General features: G+C 34.5%; 9 protein-coding genes. 2 read left to right on the forward strand and 7 right to left on the reverse strand.

Features of this window, described 5'->3' with window-relative positions:
* Positions 1–4: 4 nt before the first annotated feature.
* The 3 genes from Q4Q39_RS11635 to Q4Q39_RS11645 all read right to left on the reverse strand — a co-directional run bounded on the left by Q4Q39_RS11635 (position 5) and on the right by Q4Q39_RS11645 (position 5,311).
* On the reverse strand, positions 5–2,248 hold the full coding sequence (locus Q4Q39_RS11635; RefSeq protein ID WP_303282656.1) for a glycoside hydrolase family 3 N-terminal domain-containing protein: 2,244 nt from the start codon (positions 2,246–2,248) through the stop codon (positions 5–7).
* A 73-nt stretch (positions 2,249–2,321) separates the two neighbouring features.
* A complete protein-coding gene (locus Q4Q39_RS11640) occupies positions 2,322–4,460 on the reverse strand; it encodes a glycoside hydrolase family 3 C-terminal domain-containing protein (protein WP_425555638.1) in 2,139 nt (712 codons plus the stop codon).
* 47 nt (positions 4,461–4,507) lie between these two features.
* Entirely contained in the window at positions 4,508–5,311 is an 804-nt protein-coding gene (locus tag Q4Q39_RS11645; protein ID WP_303282658.1) for a carboxylesterase family protein, read from the reverse strand.
* 431 nt (positions 5,312–5,742) lie between these two features.
* Between Q4Q39_RS11645 and Q4Q39_RS11650 the strand changes: the two genes are divergently transcribed.
* Positions 5,743–6,213: a DinB family protein gene (locus tag Q4Q39_RS11650; RefSeq protein WP_303282659.1), complete on the forward strand. Its 471-nt coding sequence runs from the start codon at positions 5,743–5,745 to the stop codon at positions 6,211–6,213.
* Between the two features lie 102 nt (positions 6,214–6,315).
* Positions 6,316–6,924: an ArsR/SmtB family transcription factor gene (locus Q4Q39_RS11655; protein ID WP_486320964.1), complete on the forward strand. Its 609-nt coding sequence runs from the start codon at positions 6,316–6,318 to the stop codon at positions 6,922–6,924.
* 26 nt (positions 6,925–6,950) lie between these two features.
* Here the strand turns inward: Q4Q39_RS11655 and Q4Q39_RS11660 are convergent, their stop codons facing one another.
* From Q4Q39_RS11660 to Q4Q39_RS11675, 4 genes are all read right to left on the reverse strand, one after another.
* A complete protein-coding gene (locus tag Q4Q39_RS11660) occupies positions 6,951–8,204 on the reverse strand; it encodes a multiheme c-type cytochrome (RefSeq protein WP_303282660.1) in 1,254 nt (417 codons plus the stop codon).
* Positions 8,205–8,213: 9 nt separating this feature from the next.
* Positions 8,214–11,495 carry a VCBS repeat-containing protein gene (locus tag Q4Q39_RS11665; protein WP_303282661.1) on the reverse strand — a complete coding sequence of 1,094 codons (3,282 nt, stop codon included), beginning with the start codon at positions 11,493–11,495 and terminating at the stop codon, positions 8,214–8,216.
* Between the two features lie 88 nt (positions 11,496–11,583).
* Positions 11,584–13,119: a RagB/SusD family nutrient uptake outer membrane protein gene (locus tag Q4Q39_RS11670; RefSeq protein WP_303282662.1), complete on the reverse strand. Its 1,536-nt coding sequence runs from the start codon at positions 13,117–13,119 to the stop codon at positions 11,584–11,586.
* A gap of 22 nt (positions 13,120–13,141) precedes the next feature.
* A complete protein-coding gene (locus Q4Q39_RS11675; protein ID WP_303282663.1) occupies positions 13,142–16,324 on the reverse strand; it encodes a SusC/RagA family TonB-linked outer membrane protein in 3,183 nt (1,060 codons plus the stop codon).
* Positions 16,325–16,586: the final 262 nt, after the last annotated feature.

Genomic DNA, 16,586 nt, shown 5'->3' on the forward strand with positions numbered 1-16,586 from the left:
AGGATTACTTTTTAAGATAGAACGTGTCTTTTAACCCTGATGCCGCATTAGGACCTACCCAAAGATTAAAATCACCTTCTTCGGCTGCATGGATCTTTTTATGATTCGTAAACTCTAATTGCTTAACCGATATACTAAAAGTCACCTCTTTGGTTTCTCCAACATTTAAACTAACATGTTGAAATCCTTTTAACTCTCTAACAGGTCGCGTAATACTTCCCACGACATCCTGAGTATAAAGCTGAACAATTTCTTTACCTGGTCTCTCTCCTGTATTAGTCACTGAAACTTTTACATGCAATGCGTCGTTAAAACCAATGGTATCTTTTGATATTTTTAACTTGTCATATCTAAAATCTGTGTACCCAAAACCAAAACCAAAAGGAAAATGAGGTTTATAACCGATATCTAAATAATGTGAGTCATTACCTAAGGAACTTTGCCAAGCACCAACGGGAATCTCATACATGGAGACATAATCTTTTTCATTGGCTGGTCTACCCGTACTTTTATGGTTGTAAAAATAAGGCAATTGTCCAGCTGCTTTTGGCCAAGACAAAGGCAGTCTTCCTTCTGGTTCCCTGAATCCATAAATGATTTCCTGCAATGCGACGCCACCCATGGTACCAGAATGCCAGGACATTAAAACCGCATCGACGTTATCTATGATGTTCGTAATAGTAATGGGTCTACCTGCCATAATAACCAAAACTATGGGTTTCCCTGTTTTAGATAATTCCTTTATTAAATCTTCTTGTACACCAGGTAAATCTATAACAGCTCTGCTATGTGCTTCTCCTGAAAGAATAGCTTCTTCTCCTGCAACAAACACAATGACATCGGAATCTTTTACGTCATTAACTGCCTTTTTAAATTGTGATTTCGATGTATCTCTACTATGCGTTAATGCTGGTACATACTTGAAATTAACATTTGCTTCTTTAAAGGCTTTTAAAGGTGTTATGGTATGTTCTCTTTCACCATCGAAAGTCCAAGTTCCCATTTGATCTAATGGTGCATCAGCTAAAGGGCCTATTAATGCTACCTTTGTATTTGCTAACAAAGGCAATACATTCTTGTTTTTAAGTAATACTGAACTTTTAATTGCTGCTTCTTTCGCTTCAGCTAGATGTTCTTTTTTATAAAAATTTGCTTCATTATTTTTATCTCGATAGGGTGTTTCAAACAAGCCCAACCTCAATTTTATTCTTAATATATTTTTTACGAATGCATCTAATTGAGATTCTGTAACAGTTCCTTCTTCAATGAGATCTTTTAGATAATGCTCATAGGCTCTACTGGTCATTTCCATGTCTATTCCTGCAATAGCCGCCAACTCTCCTGCATGTTTTTCATCTTTTGCATAACCATGGGCAATCATTTCTATAACAGAATCCCAATCGCTAACAACAAAGCCATCAAATTTCAATTCGCCTCTTAAAACGTGTTTTAACAAAAATTCATTTCCAGTTGCCGGTACACCATTTATTTCATTAAACGAGGTCATAACTGTTGCGACTCCCGCATCTAAAGCAGATTGAAAAGGAGGTAAATACACATTGCGCAACAATGGCTCGGGAATTATAGTAGTATTATAGTCTCTGCCTCCCATAACTGCACCATACCCTATATAATGCTTAGCACATGCCGCTATACTTGTTGGATTGTTTAAAGAATCGCCTTGAAACCCTTCAACATAGGCTTTTCCTAAAACGGAGGCTAAATATGGATCTTCTCCTGGTGATTCAGCTATTCTTCCCCAACGGCTATCCCTGGCTATATCTAACATCGGTGCAAAAGTCCAACGAATTCCAACTGAACTGGCTTCTATAGCTGCTATTCTAGATGATGATTTTGCTACTTCAGTATCCCAAGAAGATGCTAAACCAATAGGTATTGGAAATATTGTTTTAAAACCGTGAACGACATCTCTTCCAAAAATCAAGGGGATTTTATTTGGACTTTCCTCTATTGCTATTTTTTGGAGTTCGTCCACAAATTCAACTTTCATGACATTTAGCAATGCTCCTACTTTTCCTTGTCTTACATCTTCTTTTAGGTCATCAGATAATGTTTTCGCCCTACTGGACGTTCCTCTTAAATTAGTCTGTCCTATTTTATCATCTATAGACATAGTTGCTAATACACTGTCTATAAATTTTTCCTCAACATTAGTTTTAGTTGTTGAAACTTTATTTTGAGAACACCCCATTAAGGTGAATGCTATAATTATTAAATAATATTTCATTAAAATGGCATTTAAATATTTAAGATTTCGAGACGTCATGATTCCTTTTCTTATGGTTTCTTAAATTTTTTTATTATTCGACTTCAAATGTTATTTTCTTAGAAATATTATTCGATGCATTTCCTATGTATGCGATGTAACTTCCTTTTTCTAAATTCCAATCTGAGATACGCTCGTCATAGAAAGCTAAATCATCCACATTAATGGATATTTCAACAGACTCTGACATGCTTTTTTTAACAGCTATTTTCTTAAATCCTTTTAACTCTTTAAGCGCTCTTTTTACTTTAGATTTCGACTTTCCAACATAAACCTGTACTACTTCTGACCCATCCAAACTTCCTGTATTTAAAACATTTACAGAAACAGTTATTTGTTCTCCTTTAGAATATATTTTTTTATTCAACTCAAAATCAGACAATTTGAATGATGTATAAGACAATCCTTCGCCAAAGGCAAATAGTGGCTTAATCTTTTTAGTATCATGCCAACGGTATCCTACTAAAATATCTTCTTTGTAATATTGATTAATACGATCTCCAGGATAAGACAGTTCTCCAAAATGATGGGCTGCATTATCTTTTAATTTTACTGGAAATGAGAATGGTAGTTTTCCGGATGGATTAACATCTCCACTAATAATATCTGCAAGTGCATCTCCTGCCATACTTCCAAGATACCACCCTTGTATAAGTCCGTTAATTTTATCTAACCATGGCATTTCTACAGCATTACCAGTTAGTAGTACCACACCAACATTTTTATTAACCGCCATAATATCATTTAGTAATTCATCTTGCCCAAAAGGCAGTCTAAATTGTTTTCTATCTGCTCCCTCACAATCTTGAAGATGGCTTTTATTCAAACCTCCTACAAACACTACCAAATCTGCTTTTTTTGCTACTTCAATAGCTTCCACTTTAAGAGCATCGGCATCATATGGAGATGGTTGTATTTCATCATATGTTGATGGCCCTGAAGCAAATCCCATAGCATGTATAATCTGTGCGTTTTTATAGCGTTTTTTTAAGCCTTCTAACGGCGAAATTTCAAATTGAGGTTTAAGCTCTGATGAACCGCCCCCTGCAGACATCGAGCGTGTTGCATTTTCTCCAATTACTGCAATAGTTAAACCCGCTCTGTCTTCTATTGGAAAGAAGTTCTCTTTGTTTTTTAATAATACAATGCCTTCTGTTGCCACCTGACGTGCCACCTGATGATGTTCCACATTATTCATCCTTCCAAAAGGACGATTCGAACTCATATTCGTTCTAAACATCAATCTTAGAATACGGCGAGCTTTATCGTCGACAACAGCTTCATCAATGTCTCCTTTTTTAATTAATTTTAAAAAAGGTGAGGCTAAATAATAATGTTCGTAATGGTTTAAAGTAGTCGTGCCTAATCCATCGGTTCCTGTTCCCATTTCCATGTCTAAACCAAACATCGCAGACTCATAAGTGTCATGAGCGCCTCCCCAATCGCTTATTACAACCCCATCAAATCCCCAATCTGTTTTTAAAATTTTGTTTAGAAGCAATTCATTATGGCAACAATACTGTCCTCTAAATTTGTTATAGGCTCCCATCATTGCCCAAGCGTCTCCTTCTAGAACTGATGCTTTAAAGGCGGGCAAATAAATCTCATATAGTGCCCTATCACTTACTTCAACATTAATATGATCTCTCCAAAGCTCTTGATTGTTTAATGCAAAGTGTTTGACACAAGCTGCAACACCATTTTTTTGCACCCCTTTAACATAAGGCACAACCAACTTGGAGGCTAAATGCGGGTCTTCCCCCATATATTCAAAATTTCTTCCGTTTAATGGTGTTCTATAGATATTCACTCCTGGGCCTAAAAGCACATCTTTTTTTCTATATCGTGCTTCTTCTCCAATACTAATGCCATAGGCTTCAGAAAGGTGTGGATTAAAAGTAGAAGCCAAACAGGTTAGAGCTGGAAATGCCGTAATGGAGTCATTAGCCCATTCTGCATATCCCCAGTTATCCCAATTTATTTCCGCTCTTACACCATGGGGCCCATCAGACATCCATATTTCTGGAATTCCAAGGCGTGCAACTCCAGGTGTACTAAATTTAGATTGCGCGTGACACATAGCTACTTTTTCTTCTATAGTCAATAAGGAAAGTATGCTGTCAATCTTTTTTTCTGTCATTTGATGCTTCTGTGCTTTTATTGTGCTAGTCATAAATAATATAAAAACTAAAAAAAGAGGTTTTCTATAAAATTGCTTTATCATAATTTTTCTTGGGATGAATTCGTTTTTCGTTTTTTTGAAAAAAGCCAGGGAATCAATTCTGCTTCATTGAAAGCTTTTTTGAATGATTCTCCATGCCCTGTATCTACATACTCTGTATATCTAACATCTGCGTTGCTATCGGACAATAATTTAAACATCGTCCTTGATCCCGTTACAGGATTCCATTTATCTATACTTCCATGAAAAATCCAAAATGGAATATGTTTTATTTTCTCTAATTGATTAGGATCCGAATATCCTGCCATAGGAATAGCTCCTGCGAATACATGCGGTTTTCTTGCTGTGAATTCCCAGGTTCCGAAACCACCCATGGACAGCCCTATGATATACACTCTATTCGCATCAATATTTTTATCTTTTATCGTTTGTTCTATTAATTCTAATGCGGCTTCTCCTGATTCGGAAGGTGAAGGACTCATTGTATAAGTGCTATCTGCTCCTAACCCTTTAAAAGGTGTTTCTGGTGAATTACCAACCCATTTCGCCCATTCTTCATTTTCGGTTTTATCAGAGCATTGAGGGACTAAAATATAACAGGGAAAATTTGATTGAATTTCTGCTTTCAATAATGAATTTGCGTTTACTATGATTCCTGCTTCATGATAAATTTGTGCACTATTATCACGCCCTCTATCGCCTCGACCATGTAAAAATATTACTAAGGGTATTTTTTCTGTGCTCTCTATAATTGGGCTAAACAGTCTATAAGGCATTTGCATCCCATTGGATGATGAAAAAACATGCTTAGCCATTAAAGAGTCAATAGTAGATGCATCCATTTCCAAGGTATTTTGCTGAGCGTCAGCCCACAAAAAACCGAGAGAAACAAAAAAAACAAATGGTATAAATAATTTTAACATCTTAACTGCTTCCAAAACGTTGAAATACCCCGTATTATAACCAGGGCAATTCAACGCAAAACTTAAACTAATTCAAGAGTTCTTCTATTAAAGCTCTTTATTAATAAGACCCATGAGAAAGAAAAACGGGTAGCGTTAAAACGATAATTATAATTTTAAAAAAGGAGAAAAATTATTTGGAACAATTACAAAGTAAATATCGTAGCATAAAATATTCTTTAAAAAGCTATAAACCTTCATAATACGTATCATTTGGAAAACTTTCATATTACATTATAGAATGAAATATAATTTTAAAAAGCCATTTATTTTTACACTCGAATAAATAACGATAAATTTAAAAGCAAACTATGAACTCAATTGAAATTATATTATTGAACTTTTCTGAAACAAGACGAAGAAGCATAAAATTATGGGAAGGTATTCCTGATGAATTTCTAAACTGGAAACCCGACAAAAAAGCGTTTTCTATTATTGAAATGATAAGACATACGCTTGAAACTGAGCATTTATTTCATGTTATTATAAAAAACAGAGGGGATTTAGGGGATTATGAATCGCCATGGAGAAATTTAGAGTACTCCAATTTAAAAAATGAACTTAATGCTGCTAAAAAATACCGTAAAAATTTTATGGATATGATAAAAGCATTAAATGAATCTGATTTAGAGACCATACGAATTGAAAGAAAAGAAGTCAATCAAAGTAAAAACTTAGGAGATTATTTAAATAGAATTGCTTATCACGAATCTGTTCATACAGGTCAAATGTTAGGCTATTTAAGAACCTTAGGTGTTAAACGACCATTGATATGGGATTAGATAAATACAAAAAATAATACTATCGAAGAATTAGAAAATCAGTTCAGCAAAATAGCCTCCATTTTAGGAGATAAATCTCGCTCTATCATCTTATGGAACTTATTGGATGGTAGAGCGTATACGGCAACAGAATTGGCAACATGTGCAAATATATCGTTACAATCTGCTAGTAATCATTTAAAAAAAATGACTACAGCAAATATCTTATCTGTAGAAAAACAAGGGAGACATCGGTATTTTAAATTTGCAAACGATGATGTTTCTCAAGTAATAGAATCTATGGCTAGTTTAATGCCTTTAAATAAAGACTATAAAAAAATAAAAACACCAAAATTAAATGATTTTACTTACGCCAGAACTTGTTACGACCATCTTGCTGGAAGTGTTGGTGTTAGAATTACTGATTCATTAATAGATAATAGAATCATTGAAATTTCGGATAAAAATTACAGAGTCACTAAATATGGAAAAAAATGGTTTCATGGAATAGATATAAATACAGATACTATCCAACTTAAAAAACGTTCTTTTGCACATCAGTGTTTAGATTGGAGTGAAAGAAAACATCACATAGCAGGAGCATTAGGAGCCTCTATTCTTGAAAAAATGGTAGAAAAAGATTGGATCCGTAAAAAACCAAATTCTAGAGAATTAATGATTACGTCACATGGTAAAATACAATTGAAAAACAGATTAAATTTAGAATTATAAAACACTTCCATGCAGCTCGAATATACCTACTGTGATAACGAATCAACGTAAATTCCAATAAGATGGGTTCTTACTTCTACCGCTTTTAATGTCCCTTGAGACGTTTCTATCTTCATGCCTTTTGAAAACGTCAAAGGCATATGGCATTGAATACAATTATTGTCAGAATTCTTTTTACTTTCTTCTGTTGCTGAGCAAATACGATGAGAACCTATCCCTGAATCATGACAACTTTGACATTTTTTATTGAATGCTATATGATCGTCTCTTTGGTTTTCATGAGGGTTATGACATGTTGTGCAATTCAGAACATCACTTTTCTTAAAGCATTTACTTGCAGAAAGTAATCCGTACTGATTGCCATGAACATCTAAGTTTTTCAGGTCTTTCTCTGTATAATCCGGAGTAGAAAACTGATTTAAACTATCACCAGCTATAAACGAAAAAGGGCTTTTACTTCTTCGCGCTCTTACTCCTGAATGACATAAGGCGCAAGCATCTAAATTTTGTTGTCTAGTTAAATCACCATGTTTTACTACGTGCATAGCCACCGTATCTAATGGATTTTTTCTATGAAAATTTACATGATCATTTGAAGGACCATGGCAACGTTCGCAATCTATACCGTATACCATTTGGGATTTCTCATAACTATTTCGTTTATAAAACCTTTCGGTACTTTTGGCATAGGTCATATGGCATTCAAGACACCTACCAAAAATAGGTCTATCTGTAGCCACTTGATCTGATGGATAACCAGGACTATTTACCCAGCTATTACTTGGAGTGAAATAAGTAACCTGTAATTGATACAAGGAACTATCTTGCCATTTTAAATAGGACTGCCCTTTAGTTCCTGAACCAATGACTATATCAAATCGTGAAGAACTAATATGTGCATTATTGGATTTCAAAAAAGCATCTTGATACAATACATCATTTCTAACTTCCATCTTAAATCCTATAGAATCATTTAAGTTAAAAATATTTTCATGATCTTTAAAGCTTCCTTTTACAGTCTTTAGATTTGCTTTTGCAGACGATTTAAAATGAGCTGTTTCAATATGTGTGTTGTAAATATCTAAATGACATTCTGCACAAGCTTCAGATCCGGTAAACCCTTTTCCATTACTATGTATCGCTATGGGTTCAATGGGAGAATAAGCACCTATGGAGAAGAAATCAGGAAGTAATTTAAATACTAAAAAACATACGCCCAATAGAATTATTAGAGCAAAAATATTTTTTTTAAGCTTTGTGTTCTTTAATTTTTCTGCCATCTAAAAATCTTAGATTATCTTAATGAATTGGGGATAGTCATTATTTTTAACAGCAATAATATATTTATGTCCACCAATATTAATTGAAGTTAAATCTTTTACATCTCCTCTAATAAACAAACCACATTTTTTATTAGGAACAGGCAAGAAATTACCATGACCATCTCCTTTTAAGTAGGTTCCTATACTAGAGTCATTCCTTGGGGTTTCTATTTCTGAAGCATATAGGTTTCCAGCAATCAAAACATCTTTAAATCCATCATTATCGATATCATCTGTAATGATTCTATTCACTGACGAGAACTGTGCTTCATTAGGTAGTTTGGTTAATTTAAATTTGCCTGTACCTAAATTCTCAATATAACTACTGGCAAAAGTTTGTGCTTTATAATGTATTTCTGCATTGCTTAATGCGCCTTTACCATATACTTCTGTAACTTCCGCTACTGCAAACGAACTATAATTTTCAAACTTTTTATTTAAAGATGGTATTTGTTGTGATGAACATGATTTTCCTCGCACTGGAAACAACTTTCCAAAATTATAATAACTTAAAACAATATCTTTTCTTTTATTATCATCAAAATCGTCTGCATATACTTCAAATGGTTCTTCGATAGTCGCTTTATATTTATAATTAAGTCCAAGATTACCAACTACATAATCTATATCACCATCATTATCAAAATCATTCTGAATCAGACTGGACCACCAACCATTGGTGTTTTCTAAACCTATACTTTCTGTAACATTTTTAAACGCCCCATCAGTATTACTATAAAATAAAATAGGAGTCCACTCGCCTACTATTATTAAATCTAAAGTGCCATTCGCATCAAAATCAGTCCAAACGGCATCGGTAATCATTCCCAATGTTTCAAAATCTGGTGCCAAAAGAGATGTTACGTCTTTAAAAAAACCTTTGTCGTTATTTAAAATATAGCTTTTAGTTGGCCATGGGTATTGACCAGCAACTAATCTACCACCAACAAATAAATCTAAGTCTCCATCTCCATCATAATCTCCTGCCTTCACTCTAGAACCACTGGTTACTATTTCTGGTAAATTATGTTCTGCTTTAGTAAATTTCCCTTGTCCATTATTAATATATAGACGGTCTTGATAGTGTGATACATCTTCACTTTTTTCATTACCTCCGCTAACAACATATAGATCTTGATCTCCATCTGAATCCGCATCAAAAAACAAAGCGCTCATATCTTCCCTTGCTTTATCAATATCCCAGACATCATGATTCGTTTTATCAAATTTACCTTTTGAATTCTGAATAAAAAGAGCGCCTGCTTGCTGAGACGAACCTCCTATATAAAAATCTTCCAGACCGTCTCCATTAACATCGGCTACGGCGACTCCAGATCCTAACATCGATGTTTTATGAGGAAGTAATGGCTCAAAATAATAATCATTATAGTTGTTTTCCGAATGTTTAAAATCTACTTGAAGAGAATCCAAGGCTACTGTTTCAAAAATCGTTGGTTGCTCAAAACGCTCTTTACTTTGATTGATTGCAGATGAAAAGTCTACAACCATGTTTTGATTTGCTTTTACATTTTTTATTTCAGAAATAGAACCATTAGGCCAAACAACCTTGACCATAGAGATGTTTTCAGTCTTTCCTAATCCAAAATGTAATTGAGGGGCTACTGAAGATTGGAAACCTCTCGATAAAGTAAGTTCATTGTATTGTTCTAATGAATCAGATGACACATAAACTTTAGTGCCTAGACCATTTTTATTTTTTTCAGATCCTTTTAAAGTAACTTGTAAATAGTTGTTTTTATCTAAATTATTGTTCCTGTAAATTGAAGCTTCTTGATCTATATTATTTATAACATAATCTAGATCGCCATCATTATCTAAATCTGCATAGATAGCGCCATTAGAAAAGGTTTTTTCTTCCCAACCCCATTCTGAAACCATATTCTTAAACGTATAATCTTTCGTATTTTTATAAATATAATTTGATACTTTTTCTGAAGGGATCTGTTCTATTTCTGCTGCAGATAGTTTGACACCTCCAAAGTGATTTCTGGATTTTAACTTTTTAAAATAATCTCTGTTATTAATATCTCTTCGAGTACCATTAGAAATGGTTACATCTTTCCAGCCATCATTATCCAAATCGGCAAAGAGAATGGACCAGCTCCAATCTGTTGTAGAGATACCTGCCAACCTAGACACTTCACTAAAAATGGGATTGCCATTAGCATCAGTTCCTCTATTAAGTTGAAGGCAATTTTGCATATATTGATAATTTAACCCAGCATTCACCATTTTTGTAAATCCTACGGGGTTCATACTAGCCATATTCGCTTTAGACCTTCTATTGTCTTCTGGCGTCATATCTACTTGTGCTATATCAATAAGATTATCGTTATTGTAATCGGCTACATCTGCTCCCATACCATATTGTGCTGTATGATTGACAGACTCTCCTGCTATTTCTGTGAATGTACTATTCTTGCTATTAATGTATAAATAATCTGCTGAATCAAAATCATTAGACACATAAATATCTTTCCAACCATCATTATTAAAATCAGCAATGGTAGCACTTAGGGATAGTCCAAAGTTTAGAATACCCGATTCAATGGTAACATCGGTGAAAGAACCATCACCATTATTTCGATATAAAATATCGGATTCTTCTATTTTGGGATGATTTGATTTATGTTGATACAATTCTACCGGACTTTTAAAAGGTGTCGGTGGGTAATTAGCAAGATAAAGATCTAAATCACCATCATTATCATAGTCAAAAAATGTACTTTGAGTAGTGTGTCCATTATGATCTATACCAAACGTTTTAGATTTTTCTGTAAATGTAGTATCTCCATTGTTTACATATAGTAGGTTATTTCTATTGTTTCCTTTTCCCGAAACACTTACATAGATGTCTAAATAGCCATCGTTATTAATATCGACCATTGTCGTTCCTGTAACCCATCTATCGTCTCCTGCCACTCCTGAAACACTGGTAATATCTTCAAATACAAAATCACCTTTATTCAAGTAGAGCATATTGGATTTCATATTAGCAGTAAAAAACAAATCTATAAGACCATCATTATTAATATCACCTGCAGATACACCACCTCCCATATACATGTAGGGGTAATTGAAGTAGTTTAAACTATCGGTCTCAACAATATCATTTGAAAATAAAATACCTGTCTTATCTGATGTAAGAAGATTAAATTGTTTTATATCTTGCTTTTTACAAGATAACACTAGGAATAAAAAAACAAAACTGGTATAAATAATCTTCATTTTATAAATTTAAGGAAAAAGAGGCTTTGAATATAATCCAAAGCCTCAACCAAATTAAACTAACTAAACATAAACCTCTACAAATGGATTAATACCCATCATTTTGTTTAAGATTTTCGTTAATAGCTAATGCATTATTAGGTAAAGGCAATAACTCATGCCCACTAGGAATTGTAACGCCTTTAACCCTTTGCATATAACTGGTAGCTTCTCCAGATCTTCTTATTACTGGCCATAACGAGAATTCTCCTCCTATCTCATGACGGTATTCGTCAAGAATATTATCCATTGAGACGGTTTTTGCTGGTGCAGTACCACCCCATGCTCTATTTCTAACTCTATCGAAAGCCGCTTGTGCTTTTGCCGTTTGTCCATCTTTGAGAGCAGATTCCGCTAAACTCAGCAATACCTCTCCATAGCGTATCCAAATATGATTTTGACCACCAAAAATAACGGCTTTACCCCAACCTTGAATCGTTGGGTCTCTCCAACCTTTAACACCCCAATAACCTGTTCTGTCAGCAGGATTGTTACCAGTCCAAGGCTCAGCGACTGTACCAACCGTATTAATATCTACCCCATCATAATCAATAATATTAATTAATGGATCTGGATGTTCTTCCCCTGGAGCTAGTACGGTTGCCTGTCTTCTTAAATCTCCTGCCTCAAAAGAATCGTAAAGATCTTTTCTTGGTAGACCTGCAAAACCACCTCCACCAGTAATATCTGTAGGCATAGAGAATAATTGCCAAATACTAACTTCATCATTTCTATTCCATCCTAAATCTCCATTTGCTGCCCATTGAATCTCAAATAAGGATTCTTTACCGTTGGGGTTAGCTAATGCATGAATATCAAGGTAATTCTCTTCTAAAGATGTTACTCCACCTGTTTCTATAGCTTCAAAAGCTGTAACGGCTTCTCCATACTGCCCCAACCACATGTGAGCATTTCCTAAAACAGCATAAGCCGTTCCTCTAGTTGTTCTTCCTTTTTCTTCAGAGTATGACCATGGAAGTCTAGTAACTGCATCTGTCATATCTGTTACTATCTGTTGAAAAACAGCATCTTGGGTATCTCTTGGTTTAAAGGCATCATCTAATGGATCTAACATTAATGGAACGCCTCCAAAAGTGCCGCCTAGGTATTGATATGCTATAGCTCTTAACACTAAAGCTTCACCTATTAGTCTACTACCCAAATCGGCATCTATATTTCCAGCATCAATAGCTGGTTGAATATTTACTAAAACATCATTAGCTCTACCTATAGTTCTATATAATATTGGCCACATTTTAGTAGGCACATCTCCATCAGGGTTAACATCTAATCTATCATATTCGGTATCAGAGCCACTATCCTGCCAATCCAAAGTCACATTATTTGCCATTCTGAAAATGCCTTTAATGTTGAACTCATTAGGGAATCCGGGGTCTCCCTGAGAACCTGCCTGAAACCCGTCATAAACACCTGTTAATGCTGCTATTGCTGTACTTTCGCTCGAATAAACAGTTGGTCCCGTTAATCCGTCTGTTTTTGTGTCTTGTAAGAAGTTATCTGAACAACTATATACTAATGCTAGTAAAATTGCCCCAAGAACTCCTATAAATTTAATATTTTTCATTTTTTTATTCATGACAATTTATTTAAAATTTTAAATTAAGTCCTAAAGTTACAGAGCTAGAAATCGGATAAGCTCCGGCATCGATACCTCTGGTCTGTACACTGGTAACACCATTAACATCTGTATTTTGACCTACTTCAGGATCAGAGCCATTATACTTTGTCCAAGTGATGACATTTTGTGCACTTAGATAGATTCTTAATGCGCTCAATCCCAGTTTATCAATAATTGAATCTGGTAAGCTATATCCAAAATTTAAATTTCTTAATCTTAAGAAAGAACCATCTTCGACAAAATGACTGGAAGCTCTATTATTTTGGATATCATTATCATCTAATAAAGCTCTTGCGTAAATGTTAGAAGGATTAGTAGGTGTCCATCTGTTATTGTAATAATCGGTTCCTACATTTGAAAATGAATTGGATGTACCATACGATGTAGGACTTTCTAATCCTCTACGCACAATATTCAACACCTCATTACCAGAGACTCCGTAAAACTCTAATCCTAAATCGAAGTTCTTGTATGCGAAGTTTAAGTTTAAACTCCCATAAAAATCAGGTACAGGGCTTCCTATTGTTGTTCTATCTTCCCCTGTAATTTCACCATCACCATTTAAATCTGCAAATCTACGGTCTCCTGCTGTCGTTTTTGAATCTTGATAAGCCCCACTTGGAGCATTTGCATTCAATGCATCTACTTCTGCTTGCGTTTGGAAAATGCCATCAGCTACAAACCCATAAAAAGAACCTACTTCACCACCAACTTCAGATCTTGTTACATCATACCAAAATGCACCTTCGTTAAATACCTGAAGGAATTCTGAAGTAAATACAACAAACCCTGGTCCTGTTAATTCTGTAATCTCATTATTTATTGATGTAATATTTGCCGAAATATCATATGTAAAATCACCTCCATTCTTTTTATAACCCATTAGGAATTCAAATCCTTCATTAACTACATTACCAGCATTAACCGCTCTAGTTGAAAAACCTGATTGTACGGGAATGGTTTCATTAAATAAGAAATCTGAAGATTCTTTCTTAAACCAATCTAACGTAAAGTAGAGTCTGTTATCTAACAACTCGCCTTCAAAACCAATATTTGTTTGTATTTGAGTTTCCCATGTTAGTTCTGGATTAGGTAAACCAGTTGCTATGAGTCCTTGTGCATCAACACCTCCAAAACTATAGCTGGCATCTGTATTATTACTAGGTCCATTATTATATATGGCAAGAAAACTAAACGGCTGAATTCCTGCAAAGTTTCCAGTCTCACCCCAACTGGCACGGAATTTTAAGATATCAAATGTACTATCGTCCATGAATGCTTCTTCATCAATATTCCATCCTAAAGCTACTGACGGAAAGACACCCCAAAAGTTATCCTTTGTAAATTGATCTCCTACACCATCTCGTCTAATTGTACCTGTTATGTAATATTTACTATCAAAGCTATAATTCAATCTTGCAAATGTACTTGCTAAGGTTTGTCTCGTAGAAGCTCCTGAAGCATTTGTAATATTAGATGCCTGAGAGATATCTCGTATTTCATTATTTAAAAACCCAGAACCTGTAGTAGATTGAAACTTATTATAAGTTCTCTGTGCAGATGTACCTGCTAATACACTTATCTTATGTTTATCTGCAAATGTTTTATTATATTCTAAAATAAATTCAGCCAACCATTGATTAGAGGTATTACTGTTATAATTAAAGGTGGCATTGTTTCGTACATCAAGGTTATTTATACTTCTATAGTATTGAGGATTAAAAGTCCAGCCTGAAAAATTATCGGTTCTGGCTCCAAAATTAAGTTTTGAGCTAAGACCATCAACAATATCATATTCCAGATTCATATTCGCCAAAACACTATTATTGATATTATCCTGATCTCTTTCCAATCCTTGTGCAATAACATTTCTACTATCTCTTAAGGACTCTGAACCTTCATCTGGATATGCTCCAAAGTTCCCATTACCATCAACTGGGACATCAGTTAAGTTGGGATCTCCATTTAAATTCACTTCTCCTATTGGTGCTAAGTGAGGTATATTACTATAAATCTGTAATAAGTTTCCACGACCAGCGCTAAGTGGTTGAAAGCTTTGTGAAGCTATATATTTTGTATTTGCTTTAAGTCTTAATTTATCACTTATATCAAACTGAGCATTAAAACCTAAATCATAACGCTTATATTCTGACCCTACAACTGTTCCTTCTTGATCAAATATACCTGCAGTAAAAGCCAATCTAGCTTTTTCACCACCTCCTCTTACACTAACAGTAGTACTTTTACTTACAGCTGAATTAAATGCTGCATCTTGCCAGTTAACATTTCTTAAACCCGATGGGTTGCTCCATCCTGAGTAAGGTACACCTGTTCCGCTAACTTCAGGATTTGAATCATTACTAAGTTCCAAGGCAAAAGGAGCAAATGTATTTACATCTAATACATCAACAAATTCTGGTTCAGATCTGAAACCTAAAAAAGAGTTTATTTCAACTTGAACCTTACCGCTTCTCCCTTTTTTTGTTTCAATAATTACAACACCATTACTTGCTCTAACTCCATAAAGCGCAGTAGCCGATGCATCTTTAAGAACTGTTAAAGACTCAATATTATTAGGGTTTAAAAAAGAAATATTCTGTGTTGGGAAGCCATCTACAACATATAATGGTGTTGTACTACCAAAAGAACCAACACCACGAATGTTTACACTAACGGATGAGCCAGGTGCACCTGAATCTGCTGTTATTTGTACACCACTTGTCTTACCTTGCAGAGCTTGATCTACTGTAGTAGCAGGAAAACTATTTAGGTCTTCCGTACTAACTACTGATACCGCTCCGGTTAAATCTTTTTTGGTTGCTGTACCATAAGCAACAACAACGATTTCACTTAATGACTGCGTGTCTTCTTCAAGGCTAATATTTATTGTAGTTCGACCATTAACCGCTATTTCTTGCGAAATAAAACCGACATAACTGACTATTAACACATCATTATCTCCTACATTTGAAATGGTATATTTGCCATCAAAGTCTGTTTGAGCACCATTCGAAGTACCTTTTACAATAATATTTGCTCCAGGTAAAGCAGCTCCATTAGCATCTGTTATAGTTCCTGAAATTGATTTCTGAACATCAATGTTATTGTTTTTGAGTGGTTCTATTTCTTCAAAAACCTTTTCAGTTTTCATATTTTCCAGATTCAGAGCAATATTTGTATTGTTTGAATACGCATAGGTCTGAAACGAAAAAAATGATATTATCAATAAAAGTAAACCTACCTTCATTTTTAAGTTAATTTTAAGTGAATTGAGCCACAATAGCCCAAAACTTTTACAGTTTTTCATATCTTTGAATTGTTATTAATAATTAGCTATTCGTTTAGTTGATTATTATGTAATCGAGAAGTATTCCAGTACTTCTCGATTTTTTTTATTCATAATCGGAGTGTAG

Source organism: Flavivirga amylovorans (assembly GCF_030540875.1).
Lineage (GTDB): Bacteria > Bacteroidota > Bacteroidia > Flavobacteriales > Flavobacteriaceae > Flavivirga > Flavivirga amylovorans.